Here is a 25,887-nt window from a genome sequence, read left to right on the forward strand (position 1 = left end):
CGCCCGACGGCGGTAGATGCGATCATTCCTCCGGGGGGTCCGCACCGCTGCGGGGCCGACGGGTTCGGCTGCTCCCGGATGGTTTGGTTCAATGAGCCATCTGCCAGGCATGGACGAGGCGTTGAGGAGGCCGGTGTGGACGTGTCCGTCACGAGCCGCGCGAACGGCGACCGGACCGTGGTCGACGTCACGGGCGAGATCGACGTCTACACGGCGCCGGTGCTGCGCGAGGAGCTCGCCTCCCTGATCGACAGCGAGCACACCGACATCCTCGTCAACCTGACCGAGGTGCGTTTCATGGACTCCACGGGCCTCGGCGTCCTGGTGGGTGCGCTCAAGAAGGTCCGCACCCTCGGCGGTGACCTCCAGCTCGTCATCGACCAGGAGAAGATCCTCAAGGTCTTCCGTATCACCGCGCTCACCCAGGTCTTCACCATCCACACGACGGTCGACGAGGCCCTCCAGGCCTGAGCGGGCAGCCCGCTGCGCCCCCTGCGCGCAGCGGGCACGCCTCACCCGAGGCTGGTCACGGGTAGTACTGACCGACGAGCTGGACGACCTCGCCGCCACGGACGTCGAGCCAGTAGTCCTCACCGCGGCCTGGCTCGGCGGCGCCGCAGCGCTCGGACCCGAGGCCGCCCCACGCGGGCAGCGACGCCCAGCGGTCGAGCGGCAGCTCCTCCATGGTCAGCGGGTCGTCGACGCTGGTGCCGTACGGGCGGAAGCAGAAGCGCGTGACCCGCACGTCGTCGGCCAGCGGCAGGGTGCGGATCCGCGTGACGTCGTTCTGCCGCACGTACCCGTTGAGGGCGAAGCCGATCGCGGCGTACTGCTCGGGGTCGTGCTCCTCGAGCCACGCGTCGGCGTACTCGTTGGTGTGCAGGATGTAGATGTCGACGTCGACCGTCCGGGCCGCGAGGTCGACGCCGTGCAGCTGGGCGATGAAGTCGCCGTCCTCCAGGGACGTCCCGGACCGTGGGGCCGTGGACACCATCGGCGTCACGCCGTCCCACCGCTCGACCAACGGGTCCTTGAGGGGCAGGGTCGGCACGGCGTCGACGGGCGGTGCGACGGCCGCCGGTGGCGCGACGGCCTCGGGCGGCGCCGTCGGGGCGGACTCGGCGGGGGCCGGCCCGGGCGCCGGTGCCGGGAGGTCCGCGGGACCGGGTGCGGGCGTCGGCTCGTCGGCGTCGGCGCCCGAAGGCTCCTGGGTGGGCGTCGTCCCGGCGGCCGGGCCGGGCGTCCCCGTCCGCACCGGGGTGGGGCTCGAGGGCCCCGCCGACGCCGTGGGAGGCGGCTCCTCGCACGCGACGAGCGCGACGCCGGCGACCAGCACGGCCGCCACCGCACCGCACCTGACAGCCGTCCTGCGGGCTCTTCCGCTGCGCCGCCCCTGCTCCACGCCCCGCTGCGTGACCTGCATCGTCCTGGACATCACTGGCCCCCTGCTCTCTTCCCCCTGCGATCCACCGTGCGGTGATCGTCTTCGGTCACCCAGACGAGAAGGAGGTGGCTGCGGTTGGGGTCACGGGAAGTACTGGCCGACGAGCTGGGCGACCTCGCCGTCGCGCACGTCGACCCAGTAGTACTGGTTGCGCGCCTGGTCCGGGGCGTCGCACGTGATGCTGCCGCGCTCCGGCAGGGCGGCCCACTCGTCGAGCGCCCACTCGTACATCGGCTCCGTGTCGTAGCCCGTGCACCACATCGTGATGCGGGCGTCGTCGGCGAGCGGGAGCGTGCGCACCCGTTCGACGTCGTTGATCATCCGGTAGCCGTTCTCGACGCCGTCCGCGTAGTCCTCCGGGTCGTTCTGCTGCACCCAGGCGTCCGCGAGGTCGCCGGTGAGCAGGATCATGATGTCGACGTCGACGGTGCGCGCCGCCGTGTCGACGGAGATGAGCTCGCCGAAGTAGTCCCCGTCCTCGAGCGACGACCCGGACGTGGGGACGTCGGACGTGATCGACGCGGCGCCGTCCCATCGCCACGTCATCGGGTCCTTCAGGGGCAGGGCCGCCGGCGGGCTCGACGCCTCGGTCGGCGCGACCGGAGGCGCGGTGCTCGTGCTGGTGCCCGTGCTCGCGCTGGTACCCGTGGGGGAGGCCGTGGGCGGCGAGGCGCTGTCGCTCGGGGCGGCGGGCCCGCAGGCCAGGGCCGTGGCGGCGACGACCGCACCCGAGGCGGCGATCAGCGCGGCGTCACGGAAGCGGTGTGCGCGCCGCGAGGCGCCGACAGGGGCGTGGCGCACCCCGGCTCCGTCTCGATCGTGGTTCAGGCAGTCAGCCTGCTGGTCCCGTCGCATGGCAACCCCCGGTCCTCGTAGGGTCCGACGCACCGTGTGGTGATCGTCTCAACCCTTCAGACGAAGAGGTGGGGTGTCGCGTTGTGCGACGCGTGGCCGTGCGGACCGGCGACCACGCGTCGCGCTCGTCACGGGAAGAACTGGCCGACCAGCTGGGCGACCTCGCCGTCGCGCACGTCGACCCAGTAGTACCTGTTGCGCGTGGCGTCGTCGGGCGCGCAGGTCGTGTCGCCGGTGTCCGGAAGCGCCGCCCAGTCCTCGAACGTCCACTCCTGCTGCTGGATCCCGGGCGCGCCGGTGCACCACATCGTGATGCGGGCGTCGTCGGCGAGCGGGAGCGTGCGCGGCCGCTCGACGTCGTTGATGATCCGGTAGCCGTTCTCGACGCCGTCCGCGAAGTCCTCGGGGTCGTTCTCCCGGACCCACGCGTCGGCGAGGGCACCGGTGAGCAGGATCGTGATGTCGACCTCGACGGTGCGGGCCTTCGGGTCCACGGAGAGCAGGTCCGCGAAGTAGTCGCCGTCCTCGAGCGTGTCGCCCGACTCCGGGACGTCCGAGGAGAGGGAGGCGTCGCCCATCCACCGGGAGGCGAGCGGGTCCTTGAGGGGGAGCGTGCTCGGCGTGCTGGCCGGCGGCGGCGTGGGCTCGACCGGGGGCGTCACGGCCTCCGTCGGGGTGGGGGTCGGCGTGGGCGTCGGCGTCTCGACGGGTGTGGGCGAGACGGCGGGCGGCGGCGTCGGGTCGCGCTGGGCGAGGGTGGCGCCGGTCAGGGCGACCGCCACCACGGCCGCACCGGAGGCGGCCAGCAGGACCGTGTCGTGGATGCGGCGGCTGCGGCGTGCGCGCCCGACGATGTGGTCGACCGGCAGGGGGTCGCGACGGGAGTGGGCCTGGCCTGCGGTCGTGGCGAGCGTGCGCAGGCGGTCCTGGAGCGTCTCGTTCATCGTGTCCTCCGTGCCGTGGGCAGGACGTCGGCGGCGTCGCCGTCCTGCTCTGTGAGGAGCTGTCCCAGGTGTGCTCGGGCGTCCGACAGGTACCGCTTGACGGCGCCCTCGCTGATCTTGAGGGTGTCGGCGACCTCCCGGGTGGTCAGGTCGTCGAAGTACCGCAGGACCACGCAGGCGCGTTCGCGGGGGCCCAGGTGGGCGAGCGCGGCGTCGACGTCGGCCTTGTCGGTGGCGAGGGTGTCGGGTGCGTCGCTCGTGGTGGCTGCGGCGAGCTTGGGTGCGGTGCGGGTCCACAGGCGCCGGCGGCGGTAGGTGTCGAGGTACGCGTTGAGGATCGCCCGGCGCACGTAGGCCTCGAGCCACTCGACGTCGGCGGTGGAGCGGCGCCGCGAGAACGTGCGGATCAGGCCCTCCTGGACGAGGTCCTCCGCTGCGGGCAGGTTCCCGGTCAGCAGGTAGGCGTAGCCCACCAGGGCAGGGCCGCGCTCGCGTGCCAGGCTGCCCACCTGCTCCTCCCACGCCATGCCGCCCCCGGTCCTCGTCCCTCGTCGATCATGCGCCTCGTCGAACGATCTGATCGTCCCGGAACCTCAGACGACGAGGTGGCCCGTTCGGTTGGGGAAGACCTGCCGACGCACGACGCAGCCCCTCGGGTGACCCTGTGGCCACCCGAGGGGCTGTGCGTCCGCGGCGTCCGGGGCGTCGTCCGCCGGAGGTCGCCGCTCGCCTCAGGCCGCTGCCCGCGTCAGGGCACCGTGAGGGTCCACGGCCCGCCGTACATCATGTTGACGCCCGAGCTCGCGCTCAGGTCGCGGCGCACGCCCTGGATGGCCCACACCTGGTAGGTGCCCGAGGGCAGCGGCGCACCGGCGGCGACGCCGGCGACGGTGGTGCACGCGACCGCAGGCAGGGACGCGTGACGTGTCACGGTGCTGCCCGTGGTCCAGTTCACGAGGGCGAACGGCGTACGTGCCTCGTCCGGGGTCTGCGCGACGACGACGCCGTCGCGCGTGATCGTGACGAGCGGCTCGAAGGCAGCCCCCTGCGGGATGTCGAGGCCCGTCCCGGTGGACGTGACGTCGACCTCGACGGTCGCGCCGGTGTGTGCCACCGAGCCGCCGACCGACCACCACGTCGACGCCGGGACCGACGAGAACCAGGTGGCGCCGCACGCCGGCACCCCGATGGACCCGACCCCGTAGCCGACCGGCGCGAGCGTGCTCGGGTCGCCCGTCACCGGGGCCGGTGGTGCCGGCGGTGGCGGCGGTGGCGTGGCGGTGTCGTCCGTGTCGTCGGGGTCCCCGATGACGACGAGCCCGGAGGCAGCCGTCGTCGTCGTCGTCCCGTCCTCGGCGGAGAGGATCGTCTCGACCGTGAGGACGTAGACGTCCTCGGCTACCGGACCTGCTCCGCCGCCACCCGCCGTCGGCGAGCTGTCACATGCGGCGAACGTCGCGTCGAGCGTGCCGAGCACGAGGCCGTCAGGCTGCGTGGTCCCGGTCACGCTCAGGGTGACGGGGCTCGTGGCCACGGCCGCGATGCTGCCGGTCGCATCATCGCCGTTCCACACCCTCAGAACGCTTCGGCCGACGGTCGCTGTGACCGTCCCCGAGTCGTCGAGGCTCATCAGGCGCACCTCGGCGCGGACGGGGGCGCCCACGTCCGCGAGGACCTCGCCGTCGGCTCCTTCCCCGGTTGCCCACCCCCAGAGGCCCACCTCACCGCTCGCCCGGCCCCACTCCAGATCGGCGTCCGTGCCGCACAGGTCCCACGCGGGCTGGAACGCGGGCGGGGGCGGCGGGGTCGGCGTCGCGGTCGGTGTGGGCGTCGGGGTCGGCCTGGGCGTGGCCGTCGCGGTGCGCGTCGGTGCGGCCGGGGCCGGCTCGTGGACGGGCGGGCGGGCGTCGGCGAGGGTCACGCCCCCGACGACGAGCGCGGCGGCGGCACCCGTGCCGACGGCGCTGTAGGTGGTGGCGCGCACGGCGCGACGCCGGTGCGCACGGCGCAGGAGGGTGTCCACGGGCAGGACGGTCCCGCGAACGGCGGGATCGGCCCCCAGGTCACGCAGGCCGCGCTGCAGGTCGAAGTCCATGTCAGCTCCTCGGGACGGTGGTACGGGCGGTGGGGGTGTGCGCGACGGCGGCGCGCGGTGCGTGCGGCCGGTGGGGTGCGGCGGGGCGTGAGCCGGCGGGCACCGCGCCGGGCGTCGACGCGGGGCTCGGCGTGACGGGCAGCGACTCGTCGAGGCGTGCCATCGGCTGGCCGATGAGCGCCTCGAGGCGGTGCACCGCGTTGCTCAGGTAGCGCTTGACGGTGCCGGTCGCCAGGTTCATGCGCTGCGCGACCTCCGCGACAGGCAGGTCCTCGTAGTAGCGCAGCACCACGCACGCGCGCTCCTGGGGCGTGAGGCCGCCGAGCGCCGTGCGCAGGTCGAGCGCGTCCGCGGAGTCGACCGACGTGGTCTCGGCGCGTGCGACCAGGTGCGTGACGGCCGTCCAGCGCCTGCGTCGACGGAAGTCGTCGACGTAGAGCGTGAGGATGGTGCGCCGCACGTAGGCCTCGGCGACCTCGGGCGTGAACCCTGTGCGCAGGCGTCCGAAGACCTTGACGAACGCGTCCTGGACGAGGTCCTGCGCAGCGGCGACGTCTCCGGTCAGGAGGTAGGCGTAGGCCGTGAGGTCCCCGCCGCGTTCGCGTGCCAGCTCCGCGAGGACCTGGTCCCCGGGATGTGCCATGACCCGCTCCCTTCGATCCCAGGAGTCGGCGTCCCCCCTTGGTTGCCATCCTCCTGCGCTGCGTAGACGACCGGGAGGGTCCAAAGGTTGTAGCGGTGGGCATGCGCCGTACGACGACGGGCCCGGCGCGTCGGCGTGTGCCGGTGCGCCGGGCCTGGGGCAGGACCGTGGCCTGGGAGGGGTGCGTCTGCCCTACGGGAGGGGCTTGCCCCCGGTGACGCCGAGGCGCTCGCCCGTGATGTAGCTCGACTCCTGCGAGGCGAAGAACACGTAGGCGGGCGCCAGCTCGGCGGGCTGCCCTGCCCGACCCATGGGTGTGTCGCCGCCGAACTGCTTGACCTTCTCGCCCGGCATGGTCGCGGGGATGAGCGGGGTCCAGATGGGTCCGGGTGCAACCGCGTTGACGCGGATGCCCTGCTCGGCGAGCTGCTGGGCCAGCGCCTTGGTGAAGCTGAGGATCGCCGCCTTCGTCATCGCGTAGTCGAGCAGCTGGGGGCTCGGCTGGTAGCCCTGGATCGAGGCCGTGTTGATGATCGTCGCGCCGGGGCGCATGTGGGCGAGCGCGGCCTTGGTCAGCCAGAACATCGCGTAGACGTTCGTCTTCATCACCCGGTCGAGCTGCTCGGTGGTGATCCCGAAGATCCCGTCCTCCTGGGCCATCTGGTACGCCGCGTTGTTGACGAGCACGTCGATCCCGCCCAGCTCGGCGACGGCCCGGTCCACGACCGCGTGGCAGTGCGCCTCGTCCCTGAGGTCGCCGGGCACCGCGATGGCGCGCCGGCCCGCGGCCTCGACGTGGCCGACCGTGACCCGCGCGTCCTCCTCCTCCTCGGGCAGGTAGGTCAGGAGCACGTCGGCACCCTCGCGGGCGAAGGCGATCGCGACGGCCCGCCCGATCCCGGAGTCGCCGCCCGTGATCACCGCGCGCTTGCCCTCGAGCTTCCCGGAGCCGACGTAGGTGTCCTCGCCGTGGTCGGGCTCCTGCGCCATGTCCGACGTCACGCCCGGGTGGTCGATCGTCTGCGCCGGCTGCTCGGGCTCGGGGTGCTGCTGCGTCGGGTCCTGGGGCGTGTGCTGGTCGACCATCGGGTTCTCCTCGCCGTCATGCGCTGATGCGTCCTGTCCGACAGTCCTAACCCGATCCGCGCCGTCCCGCGCGGCGAGGCGTCCGGCTCAGAGCACGGCGAGCCAGGTGAGCGCGAGCACGAGGGCCGTCAGGCCGATGACGGCCAGCAGCCCGCCGCCGATGACCCGCGTGCGGGCTGCCGTGACGTGGCGGACCGCGCGGCCGGTCGCCGCGGGGCGCGTCTGCGGTGCCGGGTTCACCGGACCGTCACCGTGACCGGGTTGCTGCGCACCGTGACCGTGTCGTCGCGTGCCTCGGCGCTCCCGTCGGCCTCCGTGACGCGGCTCAGCATCACGTCCATGACCGCGTAGGCCTCGTACGTGCCCGCCGGCAGGGCGTGCGTGGGCTGCTCGGTCGACGGCAGCGAGCACAGGGCCATCTGCCCGGTGAGCGGCACGGCGGCCCCCGCCCCCGGCCGCACGTCGACCTTGCCGAGCTCCTCGACGTCCTGGAACAGGCTCCCGACGACGACGCCGGCGCGCGTCAGCACCAACGTCGCGCCGCTCGCCGGTGCCTCGCCCACGACGCTGCGCCCCGCTGTCGCGGCGAGCGTGGCCTCCCCGCCGACCTTCTCGTCCGAGGCGTAGGGCCTGTCCTCGAGGGTGAGCTGGAGCTCGAGCAGGGGATCACGTTCGGTGAGCACCTCGCTCCCGCAGGACGGGAACGTGCCGACGGGGCCCTGGCCGAGGACCGCGTCGAGGGCGGCTGCCGCCTCCGCCTCGAGCTCCGCGGCAGCGCGGGCCGCGTCGGCCGGTGCGTCCGAGGAGGGACTGGGCGACGACGTGGGCGACGCCTGTCCGGACCCGGCGGGCGTCACGGTGAGCGACGACGCACCGGTCACCACGGCGCGCGTCGTCGCCTGTCCGTCCACGCGCGTCGTCGCCTGGACGACGAGGAGCTCGTACTCGCCCGCCGCGAGCGGTGTGCCGGGGTCGGCGCATGAGGTGAGATCGAGCTCGAGCTCGTCGACAGGCGGCCAGGCGTCGCTGCGCGTGACCTGCACGGCCGGGTCGCTCACGACCCTGCCGTCCTGCACGGCGACGACGAGCGGGGCGTCCACGGTGTACCCGGTCGCGGAGCGGCCCTCGGGGTCGATCTGGACCTGGACCATGACCGGTTCGCCCTCGGCCACCGGGTCCGGGTGACCCCACTGGAGGCCGACGGTCTCCTGCGTGGGGGTGATTCCCGGCACCACGGTCCCGCACGCGACCGCTGCGGCCAGCGCCGGGTCGGCGGCCGGGGCCGCGTCACGGCCGTCGCCGAGGTGCCCGCTGAGCTGCATCCCGCCGACGGCCATCGCGGCCGCCGTGCCGATGCCCGCCGCGCCGGTGGCCGCGTGGCGGACCGTCCGACGACGCCGGATGCGCGTGACCATGTGCTGCACCTGGCCGGTGAGGCGTGCCGTGGCCCCGTCGTCGTGGACGGAGCGTGCGAGGTCGTCGAGCGATGCGCTGAGGTCGATGCTCACGGGGTCCTCCTCGTCGTCACCAGCGTGATGTCCATGACTTCCGTGCCCGCCTCGGCGTCGCCGGCCTCCGGCGGGTCGGTCACGGGGCCGAGGAGCCCCTCCATGCGCCTGACCCCGTCCGACAGGTACCGCTTGACCGCGCCCTCGCTGAGCGAGAGCGCCTCCGCGATGCCCGCGACCGTGAGGTCCTCGTAGAACCGCAGCACCACGCAGGCCCGTTCGCGCGGGGTCAGCGTCGCGAGCGCCGCGGCCACGTCGACGCGCGCGGCGACCCCGGCGTCCGCGGAGGCGCCGACGTCGTCCGAGCCGACGAGGTGCCGGACGGCGACCCAGCGGCGTCGTCGTCGGAACCCGTCGACGTACGTCGTGAGGATCGCGCGTCGCACGTAGCCCTCCAGGTTGCGCGCCTCGAGCCCGAGGCGCCCGCGGGAGAACGTCTTGACGAGGGCGTCCTGCACGAGGTCCTCGGCCTCACGCCGGTCGCCGCACAGCAGGTAGGCGTAGCCCACGAGCGCCGATGCGCGGGTGCGCACCAGCTCGTCGAGGCCCTGCTCCCATGCGGCCACGGCCGTCCCCCCGGTTCGGCGCCGCGTCGCGAGCACGGCGTCTGCCCATCATGACGACGACCGGCCGCAGAACGTTGGGGTCCCGGAGCGCAAGGACCCGGCCGGGTGTCGTGCACATCACACCGACCCTGGGCCCTTGTGCCCTGGTGACGGAGCGATCCGCCGCCGAACCGGGTTCGCGGGACGCCGCGTCGCACGTAGACTGCGGCCGTCGCGGCTCAGGGGGGTCGCGCCGCCGCCGGCAACGACGCCGCGTCGGCACCCACGCTCAAGGAGGACGGATGCCCTCGCTCGGAAGCTCGAGCCTCACCATCGTCGGCGTGATCGCAGCCATCGCGGTCGTCTCACTCGTCTTCGCCCTGGTCCTGCGCCGCCAGGTGCTCGCGGCGGGCGAGGGCACGGCCCGCATGCAGGAGATCGCGCTCGCGGTGCAGGAGGGGGCGTCTGCCTACCTGAACCGCATGTTCCGCACGCTGCTCCTGTTCGCCGCGCTCGTGTTCTGCCTGCTGTTCCTGCTGCCCGGCGACACCGGCATCAAGGTCGGGCGCTCGGTCTTCTTCCTCCTCGGCGCCGGGTTCTCGGCCGCGATCGGCTACCTCGGCATGTGGCTCGCGGTGCGTGCGAACGTGCGGGTCGCCGCGGCTGCCACGCGCCCGAACGGCCGCGCCGAGGGCTCGCGCATCGCCTTCCGCACGGGCGGCGTCGTCGGCATGTCCGTCGTCGGCCTCGGCCTCCTGGGTGCCGCGAGCGTCGTCCTCATCTACCGCGAGCAGGCCCCGGCCGTGCTCGAGGGCTTCGGGTTCGGCGCCGCGCTGCTCGCGATGTTCATGCGCGTCGGCGGCGGCATCTTCACCAAGGCGGCGGACGTCGGTGCGGACCTCGTCGGCAAGGTCGAGCAGGGCATCCCCGAGGACGACCCGCGCAACGCCGCGACCATCGCGGACAACGTGGGCGACAACGTCGGGGACTGCGCGGGCATGGCCGCCGACCTGTTCGAGTCGTACGCCGTGACGCTCGTCGCGGCGCTCATCCTCGGCAAGGTCGCGTTCGGTGAGCAGGGCCTCGTCTTCCCGCTGATCGTGACCGCGATCGGCGCCCTCACGGCGGCCCTCGGCGTCTACATCACCCGGGTGCGCGGCACCGAGAGCGGCCTCGCGGCGATCTACCGGGGCTTCTACACGTCGGCGCTCGCGGGTGCCCTCCTCGCCGCCGTCGCGGCCTTCGTCTACCTGCCGTCCACGTTCGCCGAGCTCAACGGCGTGGGCGAGGCGCTCGCCGACCACACGGCCGACCCGCGCGTCGTCGCGACCCTCGCGGTCGCCATCGGCATCGTCCTCGCCGGTGTCATCCTGTGGCTCACGGGCTACTTCACGGGCACGACGTCGAAGCCGACGCTGCACGTGGCACGCACCTCGCTCACGGGCGCCGCGACCGTGGTGCTCTCGGGCATCGGCGTGGGCTTCGAGTCCGCCGTGTACACCGCGGGCATCATCGCGGCGGCGATCTGCGGGGTCTTCCTCATCTCCGGCGGCTCGATCGTGCTGTCCCTGTTCCTCATCGCGCTCGCCGGCTGCGGCCTCCTCACGACGGTCGGCGTGATCGTCGCGATGGACACGTTCGGCCCCGTGAGCGACAACGCGCAGGGCATCGCGGAGATGTCGGGCGACGTCGACGCCGAGGGCGCGCAGATCCTCACCGACCTGGACGCCGTGGGCAACACGACCAAGGCGATCACCAAGGGCATCGCGATCGCGACCGCCGTCCTGGCCGCGACCGCCCTGTTCGGCTCCTACACCGACGCCGTGCGGCAGGCCGTCGCGGACCTCGGGGCCGCGCTCGACACCTCGGGCACGGCGCTCGCGATGATCTCCTACGAGGTCATCTCGCCGATCACGCTCGTGGGCGTCATCCTCGGCGCGGCGACCGTCTTCCTCTTCTCGGGCCTCGCGATCGACGCGGTGACCCGTGCGGCGGGCGCCATCGTCTTCGAGGTGCGGCGTCAGTTCCGCGAGATGCCCGGCATCATGACCGGCGAGGTCCGGCCCGAGTACGGCAAGGTCGTCGACATCTGCACGCGTGACTCCCTGCGCGAGCTCGCGACGCCCGGCCTGCTCGCCGCGTTCGCGCCCATCGCGGTGGGCTTCGGCCTCGGCGTCGGGCCGCTCGCGGGGTTCCTCGCCGGGGCGATCGCCGCGGGCGTGCTCATGGCCGTGTTCCTCGCGAACTCGGGCGGCGCCTGGGACAACGCGAAGAAGATCGTCGAGGACGGCCGGTACGGCGGCAAGAACTCCGACGCGCACGCGGCGGTGGTCATCGGAGACACCGTCGGCGACCCGTTCAAGGACACCGCCGGGCCGGCGATCAACCCGCTGATCAAGGTCATGAACCTCGTCGCGCTGCTCATCGCGCCCGCCGTGGTCCAGGTCAGCCTCGGCGCCGACGCCAACCACGCGCTTCGGCTCGCCATCGCGACCGTCGCCGCCCTCATCGCGTTCGGCGCGGTCATCGTGTCCCGGCTGCGTGCCGCGCAGGTCGACCGCGAGGGCCGGCTCGAGCACGAGGCGCACCTGGTCTAGGTGTCCCGGGACCGGGCGGCCACCTGCGGGTGGCCGCCCGGCTCTGCCGGAAGCCGCTACCGGGCTCGGCACCGTTGCCGGTGCCCGCGCGTCAGCGGCGCAGGATCTGCACGAAGCTGCTCGTGTCCGTGCCCTCGACGACCGGCGTGAGCCGGAGCTCGGTGTCCGTGCAGGTGTACGTGAAGGTGCCGCCCTGGTCGAGGCCCGACCCCTCGAGGTCCTGCACGTCCGGGGTCTCGATCTCCTCGCCGTCGACGATCGACCTGCTCGTGACCGTGAGTCCAGCGACGTCCACGTCCGTCACGACCAGGTCGGCGTCCGTCGCGGTGTACTGGCCGACGACCGTGCCGTCGTACGTCGCCTGGGTGACGTACTCCTGGCCCTTCATGGTCAGCGTCACCTGGGACACCTGGCTCGTGTACTCGGTCGTCATCGCGGAGCCGTCGAACGTCACACGGGACTCGCCCGTGACGCTGACCTCCGGGTCGAGGTCGGCGATCCCGGGGGCCGCGAGGGTCGCCTCGCGCAGCGCCTCGATGTCCGTCGTCCACTCGCCCTCGAGGCACGAGGCGCCGCCGCTCTCCGCGGCCTGCGTGTCCTGCGAACCCCGCGCCGTGCTCGCGTCCGCGCCGCGGTCCTTGTCGCCCGCCGCGTCGGAGCCGCCGCAGGCCGTGAGCAGGAGCAGGCCTCCCACGGCGAGGGGCGCGACGAAGGTACGGGACAGGCGCATGCGGGGCTCCAGGGGTGCGGCGGCCGGCGACGGCGGCCGGTCGGGCAGTCATCGTTCCACGTGACGCGCGGTCACGACGACGCCGTGACCGGATCGGAACGTTCCGCCCCCGGTCGTGACCGGATCGGGACCTGACACGCCGACGACGCTCCTGCGGGCCGCGAACACCGTGCTCCGGAGCACGGTGCACCCGGCCCCCACGGCCGGGAGATGGGTGCCATGCCGAGCGCGCTGCGGGTCCTGACGTTCAACGTCCGTCAGCTCAAGGACGACGTCGACGCCGTCGTGGCGGTGCTGCGGGACGCGGACGCGGACGTCGTCGCCGTCCAGGAGCCGCCACGCGGGCCGACCGGTCGGCGGCGCCTGCGGACGGTCGCCCGGCGCGCGGGCTACGAGCCCGTCGTCAGCGGGGGCGCGGCGCGCACCACGGCCCTGCTGGTCCGCGCGGGCACGCCGGTCACAGGACCGCGCGCGGTCCGCCTGCCCTGGCGCCCGGGGCGCACCCGGCGGGGCCTCGCCGTGGCCGACGTCCACGGCGTCCGGGTGATCAGCGCGCACCTGAGCCTCGTCCCGTCCGAGCGCGAGAAGCACGTGCGGCGCCTGCTCCTGCTCGTCGCGGCGTCGCCGGGCGGCTGCGTCGTCGCAGGCGACCTCAACGAGGAGCCCGGCGGCCCCACGTGGGTCCGGCTCGGGCGGCACCTGCACGACGTGACCGCGGGCGTCGGCCCCACGTTCACCGCGCGACGGCCGCGACGGCGGCTCGACGCGGTGCTCGCGACGAGCGGGATGCGCGGCCACGCGGCGCACGTGGTCCGCTCCGACGACGCGGACCGTGCCAGCGACCACCTGCCCGTGGTCGTCGAGGTGACCTGGTGACCGGCGCCGGCCCGACCGCGGGCGTGCACGACGCCTCGGCCGACCGGCCCCGCGACACCCCCGTCGCGGACCCCGCGCTGCTCGACGCGCTGCGGGCCGACCTCGCCGGCGCAGGGTTCACGGTTGCGGGCGTCGAGGAGCTGCTGGGCCCGGTGGCCGCTGCGGCGCTGCACCGGGAGCAGGTGCTGCCCGCGCTCCTGGGCACGCGCGCGCACCAGGGGCCCACGGCGACGCTCGTCCGGCTCTTCCTGCTCGGCGCGACCACGCAACGGCGCCTCGTCGACGCCGCCCTCCCGCGGCTCACGGCCGACGGCGCGGCCCGGCTCGGCCTGCTCGACGCAGCGGGCCACGGCGGGGCCGACGAGGTCCGGGCACGCGTGGACCTGCGTCCCTACGCGTGGTCGGACGAGGGCGGCACGGCCGCGGGCGCGGACGTGGGGGCCGCGGACGCCGCCGCTCCCGGGCCCCGCGGCGACGGCGCGTGGTGGGTCACGTCCGACCTCGGCGAGGCCGTGACGGGTCGCGCACTGCGGACCGATCACGTGCTGGGTGTGGGCGGCGCGTCGACGACGCTCGCGCAGGTGACGATCCGCGACCCGCGCCGCCGCACGCTCGACCTCGGCACGGGCTGCGGCATCCAGGCGCTGCACGCGTCACGCCACAGCGCGACGGTCGTCGCGACCGACATCTCCGCGCGGGCCCTCGCGTTCGCCGAGTTCAACGCGGCGCTCGCAGGCGTGCGCCTCGACCTGCGGCTCGGCTCGATGCTGGAGCCCGCCCTCCCGGCACACGAGGACGACGCGTTCGACCTCGTGGTCTCGAACCCGCCGTTCGTCATCACCCCACGTACCGCCGGGCGGTCCGTCTACGAGTACCGGGACGGCGGTCGGGCCGGCGACGACCTGGTGCGGGACCTCGTCGTCGAGGTCGGTGGCGTGCTCGCCCCGGGCGGTGTCGCCCAGCTCCTCGGGAACTGGGAGCACCGGCGCCACGAGGGCTGGCGCGAGCGCGTGGGGGAGTGGGCCGACCGCTCGGGCCTGGACGCGTGGGTCGTCCAGCGCGAGGTGCTCGACCCGGCCCAGTACGCGGAGACCTGGCTGCGCGACGGCGGCACCACACCCGATCGCGACCCGCAGGGCTGGAGTGCCGGCTACGCCGCGTGGCTCGACGACTTCGCCGCGCGTGACGTCGAGGCCGTGGGCTTCGGCATGGTCCTGCTGCGCCGGCCCCTGGACGGCGCCCGCCCCACGGTGCGGCGCCTCGAGGAGCACGAGGGGCCAGTGCGGCAGCCGCTCGGCGCGCACCTCGCCGCGGGCCTGGCCGCGCACGACTGGCTCGCGGGACGGGACGACGCGGGGCTCGCCGCGGCACGGCTCGTGGTCGCGGCGGACGTGACGGAGGAGCGCCACCTCGTCCCGGGCGCCGCGGACCCGACGGTCGTGCTGCTGCGTCAGGGTGGTGGCTTCGGTCGCACCGTCCAGGTGGGCACCGCGCTGGCCGGCCTCGTCGGCGCGTGCGACGGCGAGCTGACGGTCGGGCAGATCCTCGGCGGCCTCGGCGCGCTGCTCGAGGTGCCGGCCGACGCGCTCGCCGCCGAGCTGCTGCCCGCCGTCGCCTCGCTCGTCCGCGACGGGCTCCTCGCCCCGGCCTGAGCCGCCCCTGGCTCCCCGCTCGCCGCTTCCCGCTCGCGGCGCCCGGCGTCGGCTCCCGCGTCCCGCTCGCTGCTTCCCGCTCTCGGCTCCCCGCTCCCGGCTCACAGCCCAGCCACAGCGAGCGCCTACGAGGCGTCCAGCCCCGCTCCTTAGGTTCGCCAGCGCGGGCCAGACCCGCTACCGGACGCGAGCGAAGGACGAGGATGCGCACACGGGGCAGGCCCGCGGGCAGGGAGCGGGAGAGCACGGTCGAGGCCCCCGGGGCGCACGTGCTGGGCGAGCCGGGCGCGCCAGACATGCCGGGCGCGCCAGACGTGCCGGGCGCAGCGGGGCGGACGTCGGGCGGCGCCTCGGCACGCCGGGCCTCGCCCCGCCTGCGGCGCTCCCTGCGACCGGTCGCGGCGGTCGCCGCGCTCGCCCTCGTCGGCGGTGGCGGGTACTGGTTCGGGGCGCGCGGCACCCCGGCCGCGGCGGCGGTGACGCCCGAGTCCACCACGCAGGCCGTCGCGGCGAGCCTGACGACGATCGAGAAGAGCGTCTCCGCGAGCGGCACGCTCACGCCGTCGGTGCAGGAGGAGGTCGGCTTCGAGGTCTCCGGGACCGTGACGAGCGTGCAGGTCACGCAGGGCCAGGTGGTCACGGCGGGCCAGGTGCTCGCGACGGTGGACACGCTCGAGCTCGAGGCGGACCTGCTGAGCGCCAGGGCGACGCTCGCCTCCGCGGAGGCGGACCTCGACGAGGCGGAGACGGACGACGACGGCACGGACGCCGCCGAGGCGCAGGTCGCCGCGCGTGCCGCGCAGGTCGAGGTCGCCCAGGCGGCCGTCGACACCGCGACCGAGGCGATGGCGGGCGCGACGCTCGTCGCCCCCGTCGGCGGGCTCCTGACGACCGTCGACCTCGAGGTCGGAGACGTCGTGAGCGGGTCCGGCGCGAGCGCCTCGGGTGCGTCCAGCGAGTCCGGCGCGGCTGCGTCGACGTCCGGCGTGGGCTCGAGCGGGGCGTCGAGCGCGACGTCGGGCACGACGGCGTCGTTCGTCATCGTCGGCACCGACGCGTGGCAGCTCGACGTCACGGTGGACGACACGGACGTCGCGCTCATCGCCGTCGGCGACCAGGCGGAGATCACCATCGAGGACGTCGCGGACACCGTGTTCGGCACCGTCGGCGAGATCGGCCTGGTCTCCACGAGCACGTCCGGCGTCGCCGCCTACCCCGTCGTCGTGACGGTCACTGGGCAGCCCGAGGGCGTGTACGACGGCGTGGCGGCGGACGTCGAGATCGTCTACGAGCGCCGGACGGACGTGCTCACGGTGCCGTCAGCGGCCGTCCGGACCGTCGACGGCACGTCCGTCGTCACGCAGGCGGGCGAGGACGGCGAGGAGATCTCCACGACCGTGACGGTCGGGGAGACCGTCGGGGACACGACCGAGATCACCGAGGGGCTCGTGGAGGGCGACGAGGTGCTCGTGACCGTCGTGACCCAGACCCCGGGCTCGGCCACGACGACCGACCAGGAGAGCGGCATGCGCGGCCAGGTGCCCGAGGGCTTCGACCCCAGCCAGATGCAGCTCCCCGAGGGCTTCGACCCCAGCCAGCTGCCGGGCGGTCCGGCCGATGGCTGAGACGACGACGGCCGACGCACGGCCGGCACCCGCAGGCGCGCCCTGGTCCGAGGGGGTCGCGGCCCCCGTCATCGACCTCGCGGGCGTCGGCAAGACGTACCGCACGGGTGCGATCGAGTACGAGGCGCTGCGAGACATCCACCTGCGCATCGACGAGGGCGAGTACGTCGCGATCATGGGCCCGTCGGGCTCCGGGAAGTCGACGCTCATGAACCTCATCGGCTGCCTCGACACCCTCACGGTCGGGCGGTACCTCCTCGCGGGCGACGACGTCGCGGACCTCGACGAGGTCGACCTCGCCGAGATCCGCAACCGGCGCATCGGCTTCGTGTTCCAGCAGTTCCACCTGCTGCCGTCGCTCGCCGCGTGGCGCAACGTCGAGCTGCCCCTCGTGTACGGGCACGTGCCCGGGCCGGAGCGGCGGCGTCGTGCCGTCGAGGCGCTCGAGCGGGTGGGCCTCGGCTCGAAGCTCGCGAACCGGCCGGGCGAGATGTCCGGCGGCCAGCAGCAGCGCGTCGCCGTCGCGCGGGCGCTGGTGGGTGAGCCGGCGCTGATCCTCGCCGACGAGCCCACCGGCAACCTCGACTCGACGTCGAGCGCCGACGTGCTCGGCCTCTTCGACGAACTCCACGCGCAGGGCCGCACGATCGTGCTGATCACGCACGAGCTCGAGGTCGCCCAGCACGCACGGCGCATCGTGCGCGTGCGCGACGGCCGCATCCAGAGCGACGAGGTGAACCCCCGATGACCTGGACCGAGACCCTGCGGACCGGCTGGGCGGCGATCCGCTCGCACGGGCTGCGCTCGACGTTGACGGTGCTCGGCATCCTCATCGGGATCGCCGCGGTGATCCTGACCGTCGGCCTGGGTCTGGGCACGCAGAAGGACGTGAGCGAGCAGATCAGCTCGCTCGGCTCCAACCTGCTCATCGTCACGCCCGGCTCCAGCACCGACTCCGACGGCATGCGCGGCGGGTTCGGCTCGGCCGCGACCCTGACGCGCTCGGACGCGCAGGCCCTCGCGTCTGAGGTCAACACGCCCGACGTCGCCGGTGTCGCCCCGGAGAAGTCGACGAGCCTCGCCGTCGAGACCTCCGAGACGAACTGGACGACCACGGTCGTCGGGACGACGCCGGAGTGGCTCGACGTGCGCTCACGCGAGCTGTCCTCGGGCGAGTTCTTCACGGCCGACGACGACGCGGAGGCGGCCGCCGTCGTCGTGCTGGGCTCCCAGACGGCGACCGAGCTGTTCGGCTCCACGGACGTCGTCGGGCAGGTCGTCACGATCGCGGACACGCCCTTCACGGTCGTCGGGGTGCTCGCGTCCGAGGGTGCCGCAGCGTCGGCCGACCTGGACGACCTGGCCGTGATCCCGCTGACGACGGCCGCCGAGCAGGTGGTCGGCGGGAGCAGCCGGAGCTCGGTCTCGACCATCTACGTGCAGGCGGCCTCGGCCGACCAGCTCGCGGCCGCCTACCAGGAGACCGAGACGACGCTGCTCAACCTGCACTCGATCACCGATGCGGACTCCGCCGACTTCTCCATCAACAGCCAGGACTCGCTCGTGAGCACGGCGACGGCGGTCTACCGGACCCTCACCGTGCTGCTCACGGGCATCGCGGGCCTGTCCCTGCTCGTCGGGGGCATCGGCGTCATGAACATCATGCTCGTGTCCGTCACGGAGCGGACCCGCGAGATCGGCCTGCGCAAGGCGCTCGGTGCACCGCCGTGGGCGATCCGCCGCCAGTTCCTCGTCGAGGCGACGGTGCTCGGCCTGGCGGGCGGCCTGCTCGGGGCCGCGCTGGGCATCGTGTCGGCGCGGGTGCTGCCCGACCTCCTCGACACGTCGATCGTCGTCTCCGGCGCGGCGGTGGCCGGCTCGGTCGTCGTCGCGATGGGCATCGGCCTCGTGTTCGGCGTGTACCCGGCGACGCGGGCCGCACGCCTCGCGCCCATCGACGCGCTGCGAAGCGAGTGAGCACCGCGAAGCGAGTGAGCACCGCGAAGCGCGTCAGCACCGCGCAGCGAGTGAGCACCGCGCAGCGACTGGCCGCCCTGCGGCGACACCCAGACCCCGAACCCCCGACCACGACCCGGAGGACCCCATGACACGCACCACGACCCGCCCCGCCCTCGCCCCGCACGTGCGCGGAGGCGTCGCCCCGGACCGGCCGGGCCGACGGCGCCGCGCACCCGGACGTCGGGCCGTGACCGTGACGGCGCTGGTGACCGTCGCGGGCCTGGCGCTGGTTGGCTGCTCGGGCGACGCGTCCGCGACCGACGCCACCACCGAGGCCGCCTCGGCCGGAACGACCACCGACGCCGCGAGCGGCGGGGGTGCGCAGGACCGTGGCGGGGCCTCGGGGCTCGTCGCCTCGGTCACCGACGGTGTGCTCCAGGTGCAGTCGGACGACTCGCAGACCGCCGTGACCGTCACCGGCACCACGACCGTGTCCCGGACCGTCGCGGCGACGCTCGCCGACGTGACGGTGGGCTCATGCGTCGTCGCCGTGGCGCTCCCGACCGGCGTGCCTGGCAGCGATGGCACGGATGGCACGGACGGCACGGACGGCACGGACGGCACGGATGGGACGGACGACACGGCCGCGGGCGACGCCGGGTCGACGGAGGACGCCGACACCGACGTCTCCGGAGGGCTGAGCGCCGACGGGTCCGCGGGTTCGGGTGGCGCCGACTCGTCGACGGCCACGTCCGTGATGATCAGCACCCCGGTCGACGGCGCCTGCACGGTCGCTGGCCTCGGCGGCGGCATGCCCACGGGCGAGATGCCGGACCTGCCTGAGGGCGTCGCGCCCACCGACATGCCGACGGCACCGGCCGACGCCGGCTCGGATGCGGGCGCGCCGGCCTCGGATGACGAGCGGCCCTCGGGCGCCATGCCCGGCGGGTTCGGAGGCGCGACGTCGGGCCTCGTCACCGCCGTCTCGGGCGAGACGATCACGGTCGACGCCACGGGGAGCGACGGGACCTCGACGGCGGCGACCGTGACCGTCGCCGCCGGCACGAGCTACACGACCACGGTCGCCGCCGACGCGAGCGCCATCGCCGTCGGGATGTGCGCGAGCGTCCAGGGCGAGACGGACACGCGCGGCGGGATGACCGCCGAGACGCTCACCCTCTCGGACGCCGTCGACGGCGCCTGCACGAGCGGCCTGCCGGGCGCACGCGGTGGGCGCATGGGCGCCGGGACCGGCGATGAGTGACCTCGGGCCCGCCACCCGGGCGACCAGCGCACCCGAAGCGGTCGGCGGGGCGGGCGGCCGGACGACCCGCGCACCCGAAGCGGTCGGCGGGGCGGGCGGCAGGGCGGCCCGTCGCGCCCGACGCCGGCGGCGCGTCGTCCTGACCGTGGGCGTGGTGACCGCAGTCGCGTGCGTGGCGGGAACCGGCGCGGCGCTCGCGGCCGGTGGCGCGCCCGAGGACCGCTACCGCACCGCCGTCGCGGCGCAGGCGGCCATCGAGCAGACCGTGGAGGCGGTCGGGACGGTCGAGTCGTCCGCCCGGTACGACGCCGCGTTCGCGGTGGCAGGCACCGTCGCGTCCGTGCAGGTCGGCGTCGGCGACACCGTCGCGGCCGGCGACCTTCTCGCCTCACTCGACCCGACGGCGCTCGCCGACACGCTCGAGGAGGCCGAGTCCGCGCTCGCGGACGCCGAGCAGAAGCTCGAGGACGACCTCGAGTCGCAGACGTCGAGCGCGACCACCACGACGGCCACGACCTCGACGGCCGGCACCGCGAGCACCGGCACCGCGAGCACCGGGACGACCTCTGCCGGCAGCGGGACGACCTCGGGCTCTACGAGCCCCGGGCAGGGGACCACGGGCGGATCGGCCGACGACCCGTCCGGCACGGGTGGCGGCGCGACGGCCGACCCGGCGGTGACGGCGGCCGTTGCCGCCGTGACCGCCGCTCAGGCGACGCTCCTCGCCCAGCACGCGACGGTTGCCACCCTCCTCGACACCGCGACGGCGTCGCTCGACGCGTCCCGCACGGCCTGCGCAGCGGTGCTCGCCGACCCCGCCACGGCGGTGAGCGCGGCTCCCGGCGAGGGCGCCGCGACCGACGACGACCAGGCTGCGGATGTCGCGGAGACCCCCATCGGACCCGCCGCGGACGGGACGGGCACGGGTGCAACGAGCGACCCGAGCGGCACGGGTGGGGCGACCGGCACGAGCGGAACGACCGGCACGACGGCGACCGGCACGACCGGAACGACTGGCACCGTCACGGCCGGAACGACTGGCACCGTCACGGCCGAGGAGGTCACCGCCTGCCAGGACGCGCTGGCCGTCACCCTGGCCGACCAGGAGGCGGTCGAGGCAGGTCAGGCGACGCTCATGACCCAGGCGACCGCGCTGGATGCGGCGGTCACGGCCGCCCAGCAGGCGCTCGCGGCCGCGTCCGTGACCGGCGCCTCCGGCAGCACCGGGACCACGGGGAGCGCGGGGACGGCGTCGGGCACCGGCTCGTCGGCCGCGTCCGGCAGCGCGGCGGCAGGTGCGTCGTCGTCGAGCGCCTCAAGTCCGGCGTCGGCGGCCTCGGCCTCCGCGGGCGGGCTGACGTCGTCGGGCGCGGCGTCGGGCAGCGGTGCGACGAGCGCGTCGTCGGTAGCGTCGGCCGCCGACGTCCTCGCCGACCAGGCCGCCATCGACCTCGCCGAGGCCCAGGTGGCGATCGCCCGGAACGCGCTCGGCCGCGTCGACCTCACCAGTCCGCTCGCCGGAACGGTCGCGGCCGTGTCCGTCGCGTCCGGCGACACGGTCACGGCGTCCTCCACGACCGCCGTGATCACGATCCTCGGCGACGCGGGCCACCTCGTGAGCACGACCGTGCCCCTCACCGTCGTCGACACGGTCGAGGTCGGTCAGACGGCGCAGGTCACGGTCGCGAGCACCGACGAGGCGCTCACCGGCACGGTCAGCAGCATCGGTGTACTGGACGTCTCCACGTCGTCCGACCCGTCGTACGCCGTCCTCGTCGCGCTCGACCCGACCGATGCCCCCCTGTTCGAGGGTGGCTCCGCGCAGGTGGTCATCACTGTGAGCGGCACCGACGCGGGCGTCGCGGTCCCGACGTCGGCCGTGCACGTGACGGGGGCCACCGCGACGGTCCAGGTCCTCGCCGACGGCACCGTGGCGGACGTCGAGGTGGGCGTCGGTGCCGTCGGGTCCGAGCTCACCGAGATCGTCTCGGGGCTCGACGCCGGCGCGGAGGTGGTCCTCGCGGACCTCGAGGCGCCGCTCGAGAGCGACGCCGACACCGAGACAGAGTCCGGCCTGAGCGGTCTCGGCGGCACCACGGAGACGACGACGGTGCCCACCGGCCCGGGCGGTGGGAGGCCGCCGGGCGCGGGCGGCTTCGGCGGCTGACGCCTGCGACCGTCACCGTCCGCCCGGCGGCGCCGGGTCCACGATCTCCCAGGTCACCCCCTCGACCTGGGAAGGCGGCCCCCTCACGCCCCCTGCGTGAGGGGGCCGTCCCCGCGACGGCGCCCCGCCCTCGCCCGCCCACCCCGCCGCCCCGCCCCGCCCCGCCCTGCCCCGCCCCGTGGGCTCGCCCGCCCCCACCCAGTGGGCTCGCCCCGCCGCGCCGAGTCTCACGGGCCCGCCCACCTCGCCGCCTCGCCCCGCCGCGCCGCGTCCGTGAGGTCGGTACCTCCTGCCGAGGTCGACCCGTAGAAGGCCCGATCTCAGCATCAGGGGCCGACCTCGGCGCCGGCGCGCGCGGTGTCGGGCTGGTTCACAGGTGGTGGTCAGGCCGGGTCCAGGTGCACCGCAGGTGGCGTCGCGAGGCTGAGGCCCAGCTTGAGCGGCGCCGGACGGCCCGCCAGACAGGAGGAGGATCCCGATGACCGAGAACCCGCTGGGCGCCGACGAGCCGCCTCGCACCACCGCCGAAGGCCCGACGCCCGACGCCGACCCGACGCCCGCCGCCCCGGATGCCGCAACGGGTGCCGACCCGACCCCCGCCGCTCCGGATGCCGCGACGGGTGCCGACCCGACGCCCCCGGCCAGCCCCGACCCGACCCCCGCTGCCAGCCCGGCGCCGACCCTCGCAACCCGCTCGGTCCCGGACGCCGCGGCCGGTGCACCCGCGTCAGGTCCGCCGTCGGTCGGAGCCCCCATCACCGGTCCGGGCCCGGGCAGCGCGCCGGGTAGCTCCTTCCCCGCGGAGACCGCATCGGCGGGAGCGCTGGGGCGCGGTGAGCGTCTGAGCTCGCGTCTGCGCGCGCGGCCTGTGCTCGCCGGGATCGTGGGTGGCGCCGTCGTGGCGCTCGTCGGGTTCGGCGCGGGCTTCGGCGTCGGGCACGCGGTCGGCGACGACCAGGTGGGGTACGGCATCCTGCAGCGTGGGCAGGTGGCGCGCGACGGGCTGCCCGGCATGCCGGCGGCGCCGGGTGGGCGAGGTGCCATACCCGGCGACCTAGACGACGACGGCTCGGGCACGTTGCCCTCTGTCCCCGACGAGGACTCCTCGACGGACAGCAACAGCAGCCGGCGCGGGTCGCGCGGCTCGGACGACGGCACCGGCTCGAGCGCCGACTCCGGGACCGACGCGGAGACGAGCGCGGACACGACCACCTGACCTGCGCAAGAGGGTGGATGTGAGGGCCCCGGGTCCCCTGCGGAAGCTGACCGCGGGGGACCCGAGCACTGCGTGCACCGGCCGCACCGCCGTCCCGCCTTCGCTACGCGCCCCAGGCCCCGCCCCGCCGCTACTCGCCTCGGGCTTCGCCCGCCGCGGGGAGCCGCACGGCGAACGTCGTCGCCCCGGGCGTGCTGTCGACGGTCAGGGTGCCGCGGTGCGCGGCGACGACGGCGTGGGCGATCGCGAGGCCGAGCCCGCTCGACCCGGTGCCCGGCGTCCGCGCCGCGTCCCCGCGCACGAACCGGTCGAACAGGTGCTCGCGCAGGCCGGGTGCGATCCCGGGCCCGTCGTCGCGGACCTCGAGGAGGACGTCGTCCCCGTCGAGGCGGACCGACGTGACGACCGTGGTCCCGGGCGGTGTGTGCACGCGCGCGTTGGAGAGCAGGTTGACGAGCACCTGGCGCAGGCGGTCCTCGTCGCCGACGACGAGGGCGGGCGCGTCGGTCGTCTCGCCTGCCTCGAGGTCGAGGTCGAGGTCCGTGAGGTCGAGGCTCTCGAGGTCCTCGAGGTCCTCGAGGTCCGCGTCCTCCAGCGCGGGCCGGTCACCCGACGCCGGGGCCGTCTCGCCGGGCAGCTCGAGCCGCCAGTGGTGCCCGGGGCCGGCGACGTGCGCGTCCATGACGGCGTCGACCGCGAGCGCGCACAGGTCGACCTCGGCGCTCGCGAGCGGCCGCCCCGCGTCGAGGCGTGCGAGCAGGAGCATGTCCTCGACGAGCGTCGTCATGCGACGCGCCTCGGACTCGACGCGCTCCATGGCGCGCACGGCGTCGTCGGGCAGGTCGTCGGGCAGGCGGCGGACGAGCTCGGCGTAGCCCCGGATCGACGCGAGGGGTGTGCGCAGCTCGTGGCTCGCGTCGGCGACGAACTGCCGTACCTGCGTCTCGCTGCTCTGCCGGGCGGCGAGCGCGCCCTCGACGTGGCCGAGCAGCTGGTTGAGGGCCGCGCCGACCTGCCCGACCTCGGTCGCCGGGTCGGTGTCCTTCGCCGGGACCCGCTCGGCGAGCAGGACCTCGCCCTCGTGCAGCGGGAGCTCGGCGACCCGGGTCGCGGTCGCCGCGACGCGTTCGAGGGGGCGCAGCTCGCGTCGCACGAGGACCGTCCCGGTGACGGCGGCCGCACCGATCGCGAGGGCCGCGACGAGCCCCTCGACCATGAGGTACTCGCGGACGGTCGCAGTCGCGTCGGCCGAGGACAGACCCGTGACCAGCAGGTCCCCGGACTCGGTGGTGACCGCGACGACCCGGTACTCGCCGAGCTCGTCGAGGTGCACGGTGCGTGCGACGCCGTCCGCGGCGACCGCGGCGAGCACCGCCTCCTGGTCGGCGGTCAACTCCTGGAGGTCGCCCGCGTCGTCGATGTACTCGGAGCGCACCTCGCCGTCCTGGAGCGTGAGCGTGACGGTCCCGGCCCCCTGCCCGCGGGCGTCGAACGCGGGCGGCCGGTCGCCGTCGGGCAGAGGGTCGGGCAGGTCCTCGGGCACGTCGTCGCCCGACAGCTCGCCGCCGGGCGGGAACCCGCCGGGGAACCCCTCCTGCGCCAGGGCGGCACGCTCGCTCGTCGCCGCGAGCCGCTCGTCGAGCTGAGCCACGAGCGACCCGCGGAGCGCCAGCGTCGACACGAGGCCCATCGCCGCGGCGACCACGGCGACGAGCGTGATGACGACCGCGACGAGCCGACGGCGCAGGCTCGGCCGCCTCATCGGGCGGCGTCCGCCTCGGCGGGCTTGAGCACGTAGCCGACTCCGCGCAGGGTGTGGATCATCGGGGCGCGGCCGGCGTCGATCTTGCGCCGCAGGTAGGAGATGTACAGCTCGACGATGTTCGCCTGCCCGCCGAAGTCGTACTGCCACACGCGGTCCAGGATCTGCGCCTTGGACAGCACCCGGCGCGGGTTGCGCATGAGGTAGCGGAGCAGCTCGAACTCGGTCGCGGTGAGCCGGATGTCCGCCCCGCCGCGCGTGACCTCGTGGCTGTCCTCGTCCATGACGAGGTCCCCGACGACGAGCGTCGCGTCCTCGTGCGCCGTCATCGCCCCGGCGCGCCGCAGGAGCGCCCGCAGCCGGGCGACGACCTCCTCGAGGCTGAACGGCTTGGTCACGTAGTCGTCGCCACCGGCGGTGAGCCCCGCCACCCGGTCCTCCACGGCGTCCTTGGCCGTGAGGAACAGGACGGGGACGGACGGGTTGAACGACCGCAGGCGGCGCAGCACCTCGAGCCCGGACAGGTCGGGGAGCATGATGTCGAGGAGCACGACGTCGGGGTCCGACGCGCGGGCGGCCCGCAGCGCGGCGTGGCCGTCGAGCGCGGTCTGCACCTGCCACCCCTCGTAGCGCAGGGCGGTGGCGAGGAGGTCGCCGAGCGACGGCTCGTCGTCGACCACGAGCGCGCGGATCGGCCCGCCGTCCGCACGGGTCAGGTGCACGCGCGCGGCGTGCTCGCGGTGGGGTGCACGTGCGTCGGGCGCGGTCGGTGCGGTGCTCATGCGGCCAGCCTCCCCGTCGTGCCTGCTGGTCTCCTGAGAGGAGTCTGTGAGCCACCTGTGACGTGGGCGCCGCGGCGCACCTGCCGGGCCCGCGCCCAGGCGCGCGAGGGGCGACGAGGCCCCGTCGTCGCCTACCG

The 25,887-nt window shown here is 74.9% G+C and carries 23 protein-coding genes; 10 read left to right on the forward strand and 13 right to left on the reverse strand.

Annotation, left to right across the window (positions count from 1 at the left end):
* Positions 1 to 135 precede the first annotated feature (135 nt).
* The gene (locus tag FZ988_RS08870) at positions 136 to 471 is read left to right on the forward strand and encodes an STAS domain-containing protein (RefSeq protein WP_149203671.1); all 336 of its coding nucleotides are present in this window, start codon (positions 136 to 138) and stop codon (positions 469 to 471) included.
* A 55-nt stretch (positions 472 to 526) separates the two neighbouring features.
* Here the strand turns inward: FZ988_RS08870 and FZ988_RS08875 are convergent, their stop codons facing one another.
* The 10 genes from FZ988_RS08875 to FZ988_RS08925 all read right to left on the reverse strand — a co-directional run bounded on the left by FZ988_RS08875 (position 527) and on the right by FZ988_RS08925 (position 9,141).
* Positions 527 to 1,345 (reverse strand): hypothetical protein, encoded by an 819-nt coding sequence (locus FZ988_RS08875; protein ID WP_149203672.1) that lies wholly within the window; start codon positions 1,343 to 1,345, stop codon positions 527 to 529.
* 180 nt (positions 1,346 to 1,525) lie between these two features.
* Complete coding sequence (locus FZ988_RS08880; protein ID WP_149203673.1) at positions 1,526 to 2,245, reverse strand: hypothetical protein; 720 nt, start codon at positions 2,243 to 2,245, stop codon at positions 1,526 to 1,528.
* 182 nt (positions 2,246 to 2,427) lie between these two features.
* Positions 2,428 to 3,243, reverse strand: a complete 816-nt coding sequence (locus tag FZ988_RS18515) for a hypothetical protein (protein WP_188079046.1) — start codon at positions 3,241 to 3,243, stop codon at positions 2,428 to 2,430.
* Positions 3,240 to 3,770 (reverse strand): RNA polymerase sigma factor, encoded by a 531-nt coding sequence (locus FZ988_RS08895; protein ID WP_149203676.1) that lies wholly within the window; start codon positions 3,768 to 3,770, stop codon positions 3,240 to 3,242. The genes FZ988_RS18515 and FZ988_RS08895 overlap by 4 nt, the downstream gene beginning before the upstream one ends.
* Before the next feature lie 221 nt (positions 3,771 to 3,991).
* The gene (locus FZ988_RS08900; protein WP_188079047.1) at positions 3,992 to 5,338 is read right to left on the reverse strand and encodes a hypothetical protein; all 1,347 of its coding nucleotides are present in this window, start codon (positions 5,336 to 5,338) and stop codon (positions 3,992 to 3,994) included.
* 1 nt (position 5,339) lies between these two features.
* The gene (locus tag FZ988_RS08910; protein ID WP_149203679.1) at positions 5,340 to 5,981 is read right to left on the reverse strand and encodes an RNA polymerase sigma factor; all 642 of its coding nucleotides are present in this window, start codon (positions 5,979 to 5,981) and stop codon (positions 5,340 to 5,342) included.
* Between the two features lie 192 nt (positions 5,982 to 6,173).
* Positions 6,174 to 7,067 (reverse strand): SDR family oxidoreductase, encoded by an 894-nt coding sequence (locus FZ988_RS08915; RefSeq protein WP_149203680.1) that lies wholly within the window; start codon positions 7,065 to 7,067, stop codon positions 6,174 to 6,176.
* Between the two features lie 87 nt (positions 7,068 to 7,154).
* On the reverse strand, positions 7,155 to 7,307 hold the full coding sequence (locus tag FZ988_RS18520; protein ID WP_188079048.1) for a hypothetical protein: 153 nt from the start codon (positions 7,305 to 7,307) through the stop codon (positions 7,155 to 7,157).
* Positions 7,304 to 8,575: a hypothetical protein gene (locus FZ988_RS08920; RefSeq protein WP_149203681.1), complete on the reverse strand. Its 1,272-nt coding sequence runs from the start codon at positions 8,573 to 8,575 to the stop codon at positions 7,304 to 7,306. Before FZ988_RS08920 ends, FZ988_RS18520 begins: the two co-directional genes overlap by 4 nt.
* A complete protein-coding gene (locus FZ988_RS08925; RefSeq protein ID WP_149203682.1) occupies positions 8,572 to 9,141 on the reverse strand; it encodes a sigma-70 family RNA polymerase sigma factor in 570 nt (189 codons plus the stop codon). The genes FZ988_RS08920 and FZ988_RS08925 overlap by 4 nt, the downstream gene beginning before the upstream one ends.
* A gap of 281 nt (positions 9,142 to 9,422) precedes the next feature.
* Here FZ988_RS08925 and FZ988_RS08930 point away from each other — a divergent pair, with 281 nt between their 5' ends.
* Positions 9,423 to 11,717 carry a sodium-translocating pyrophosphatase gene (locus FZ988_RS08930; RefSeq protein WP_149203683.1) on the forward strand — a complete coding sequence of 765 codons (2,295 nt, stop codon included), beginning with the start codon at positions 9,423 to 9,425 and terminating at the stop codon, positions 11,715 to 11,717.
* Between the two features lie 91 nt (positions 11,718 to 11,808).
* Here FZ988_RS08930 and FZ988_RS08935 read toward each other — a convergent pair whose 3' ends face one another.
* The gene (locus tag FZ988_RS08935) at positions 11,809 to 12,447 is read right to left on the reverse strand and encodes a hypothetical protein (protein ID WP_149203684.1); all 639 of its coding nucleotides are present in this window, start codon (positions 12,445 to 12,447) and stop codon (positions 11,809 to 11,811) included.
* A gap of 219 nt (positions 12,448 to 12,666) precedes the next feature.
* Between FZ988_RS08935 and FZ988_RS08940 the strand changes: the two genes are divergently transcribed.
* The 8 genes from FZ988_RS08940 to FZ988_RS08975 all read left to right on the forward strand — a co-directional run bounded on the left by FZ988_RS08940 (position 12,667) and on the right by FZ988_RS08975 (position 23,206).
* A complete protein-coding gene (locus tag FZ988_RS08940; protein ID WP_188079049.1) occupies positions 12,667 to 13,323 on the forward strand; it encodes an endonuclease/exonuclease/phosphatase family protein in 657 nt (218 codons plus the stop codon).
* A 23-nt stretch (positions 13,324 to 13,346) separates the two neighbouring features.
* The gene (locus FZ988_RS08945; RefSeq protein WP_149203909.1) at positions 13,347 to 14,975 is read left to right on the forward strand and encodes a DUF7059 domain-containing protein; all 1,629 of its coding nucleotides are present in this window, start codon (positions 13,347 to 13,349) and stop codon (positions 14,973 to 14,975) included.
* A 203-nt stretch (positions 14,976 to 15,178) separates the two neighbouring features.
* Positions 15,179 to 16,600 (forward strand): efflux RND transporter periplasmic adaptor subunit, encoded by a 1,422-nt coding sequence (locus tag FZ988_RS08950; protein ID WP_246169360.1) that lies wholly within the window; start codon positions 15,179 to 15,181, stop codon positions 16,598 to 16,600.
* Positions 16,593 to 17,348: an ABC transporter ATP-binding protein gene (locus tag FZ988_RS08955; RefSeq protein ID WP_149203686.1), complete on the forward strand. Its 756-nt coding sequence runs from the start codon at positions 16,593 to 16,595 to the stop codon at positions 17,346 to 17,348. The genes FZ988_RS08950 and FZ988_RS08955 overlap by 8 nt, the downstream gene beginning before the upstream one ends.
* Entirely contained in the window at positions 17,345 to 18,577 is a 1,233-nt protein-coding gene (locus tag FZ988_RS08960) for an ABC transporter permease (protein ID WP_149203687.1), read from the forward strand. Before FZ988_RS08955 ends, FZ988_RS08960 begins: the two co-directional genes overlap by 4 nt.
* A 127-nt stretch (positions 18,578 to 18,704) precedes the next feature.
* On the forward strand, positions 18,705 to 19,823 hold the full coding sequence (locus FZ988_RS08965; RefSeq protein ID WP_149203688.1) for a hypothetical protein: 1,119 nt from the start codon (positions 18,705 to 18,707) through the stop codon (positions 19,821 to 19,823).
* 154 nt (positions 19,824 to 19,977) lie between these two features.
* Positions 19,978 to 21,990, forward strand: a complete 2,013-nt coding sequence (locus FZ988_RS08970) for an efflux RND transporter periplasmic adaptor subunit (protein WP_188079050.1) — start codon at positions 19,978 to 19,980, stop codon at positions 21,988 to 21,990.
* Between the two features lie 478 nt (positions 21,991 to 22,468).
* Positions 22,469 to 23,206 (forward strand): hypothetical protein, encoded by a 738-nt coding sequence (locus FZ988_RS08975; RefSeq protein WP_149203690.1) that lies wholly within the window; start codon positions 22,469 to 22,471, stop codon positions 23,204 to 23,206.
* A gap of 130 nt (positions 23,207 to 23,336) precedes the next feature.
* On the opposite strand, the gene FZ988_RS08980 is transcribed toward FZ988_RS08975, so the two are convergent.
* Both FZ988_RS08980 and FZ988_RS08985 read right to left on the reverse strand, forming a co-directional pair.
* Positions 23,337 to 24,968: a sensor histidine kinase gene (locus FZ988_RS08980; RefSeq protein WP_223145079.1), complete on the reverse strand. Its 1,632-nt coding sequence runs from the start codon at positions 24,966 to 24,968 to the stop codon at positions 23,337 to 23,339.
* Positions 24,965 to 25,750: a response regulator transcription factor gene (locus FZ988_RS08985; protein ID WP_149203691.1), complete on the reverse strand. Its 786-nt coding sequence runs from the start codon at positions 25,748 to 25,750 to the stop codon at positions 24,965 to 24,967. The genes FZ988_RS08980 and FZ988_RS08985 overlap by 4 nt, the downstream gene beginning before the upstream one ends.
* Positions 25,751 to 25,887: the final 137 nt, after the last annotated feature.

Source organism: Actinotalea subterranea (genome assembly GCF_008364845.1).
Lineage (GTDB): Bacteria > Actinomycetota > Actinomycetes > Actinomycetales > Cellulomonadaceae > Actinotalea > Actinotalea subterranea.

Bases quoted from the DNA above. Each gene is read 5' to 3' on its own strand.
- FZ988_RS08900 (WP_188079047.1), bottom strand. From the start codon at position 5,338: ATGGACTTCGACCTGCAGCGCGGCCTGCGTGACCTGGGGGCCGATCCC.
- FZ988_RS08975 (WP_149203690.1), top strand. From the start codon at position 22,469: ATGACCGAGAACCCGCTGGGCGCCGACGAGCCGCCTCGCACCACCGCC.
- FZ988_RS08930 (WP_149203683.1), top strand. From the start codon at position 9,423: ATGCCCTCGCTCGGAAGCTCGAGCCTCACCATCGTCGGCGTGATCGCA.
- FZ988_RS08950 (WP_246169360.1), top strand. From the start codon at position 15,179: ATGCGCACACGGGGCAGGCCCGCGGGCAGGGAGCGGGAGAGCACGGTC.
- FZ988_RS08955 (WP_149203686.1), top strand. From the start codon at position 16,593: ATGGCTGAGACGACGACGGCCGACGCACGGCCGGCACCCGCAGGCGCG.
- FZ988_RS08980 (WP_223145079.1), bottom strand. From the start codon at position 24,968: ATGAGGCGGCCGAGCCTGCGCCGTCGGCTCGTCGCGGTCGTCATCACG.
- FZ988_RS08965 (WP_149203688.1), top strand. From the start codon at position 18,705: ATGACACGCACCACGACCCGCCCCGCCCTCGCCCCGCACGTGCGCGGA.
- FZ988_RS08915 (WP_149203680.1), bottom strand. From the start codon at position 7,067: ATGGTCGACCAGCACACGCCCCAGGACCCGACGCAGCAGCACCCCGAG.
- FZ988_RS18515 (WP_188079046.1), bottom strand. From the start codon at position 3,243: ATGAACGAGACGCTCCAGGACCGCCTGCGCACGCTCGCCACGACCGCA.
- FZ988_RS08985 (WP_149203691.1), bottom strand. From the start codon at position 25,750: ATGAGCACCGCACCGACCGCGCCCGACGCACGTGCACCCCACCGCGAG.
- FZ988_RS08940 (WP_188079049.1), top strand. From the start codon at position 12,667: ATGCCGAGCGCGCTGCGGGTCCTGACGTTCAACGTCCGTCAGCTCAAG.
- FZ988_RS08910 (WP_149203679.1), bottom strand. From the start codon at position 5,981: ATGGCACATCCCGGGGACCAGGTCCTCGCGGAGCTGGCACGCGAACGC.
- FZ988_RS08935 (WP_149203684.1), bottom strand. From the start codon at position 12,447: ATGCGCCTGTCCCGTACCTTCGTCGCGCCCCTCGCCGTGGGAGGCCTG.
- FZ988_RS08895 (WP_149203676.1), bottom strand. From the start codon at position 3,770: ATGGCGTGGGAGGAGCAGGTGGGCAGCCTGGCACGCGAGCGCGGCCCT.
- FZ988_RS08960 (WP_149203687.1), top strand. From the start codon at position 17,345: ATGACCTGGACCGAGACCCTGCGGACCGGCTGGGCGGCGATCCGCTCG.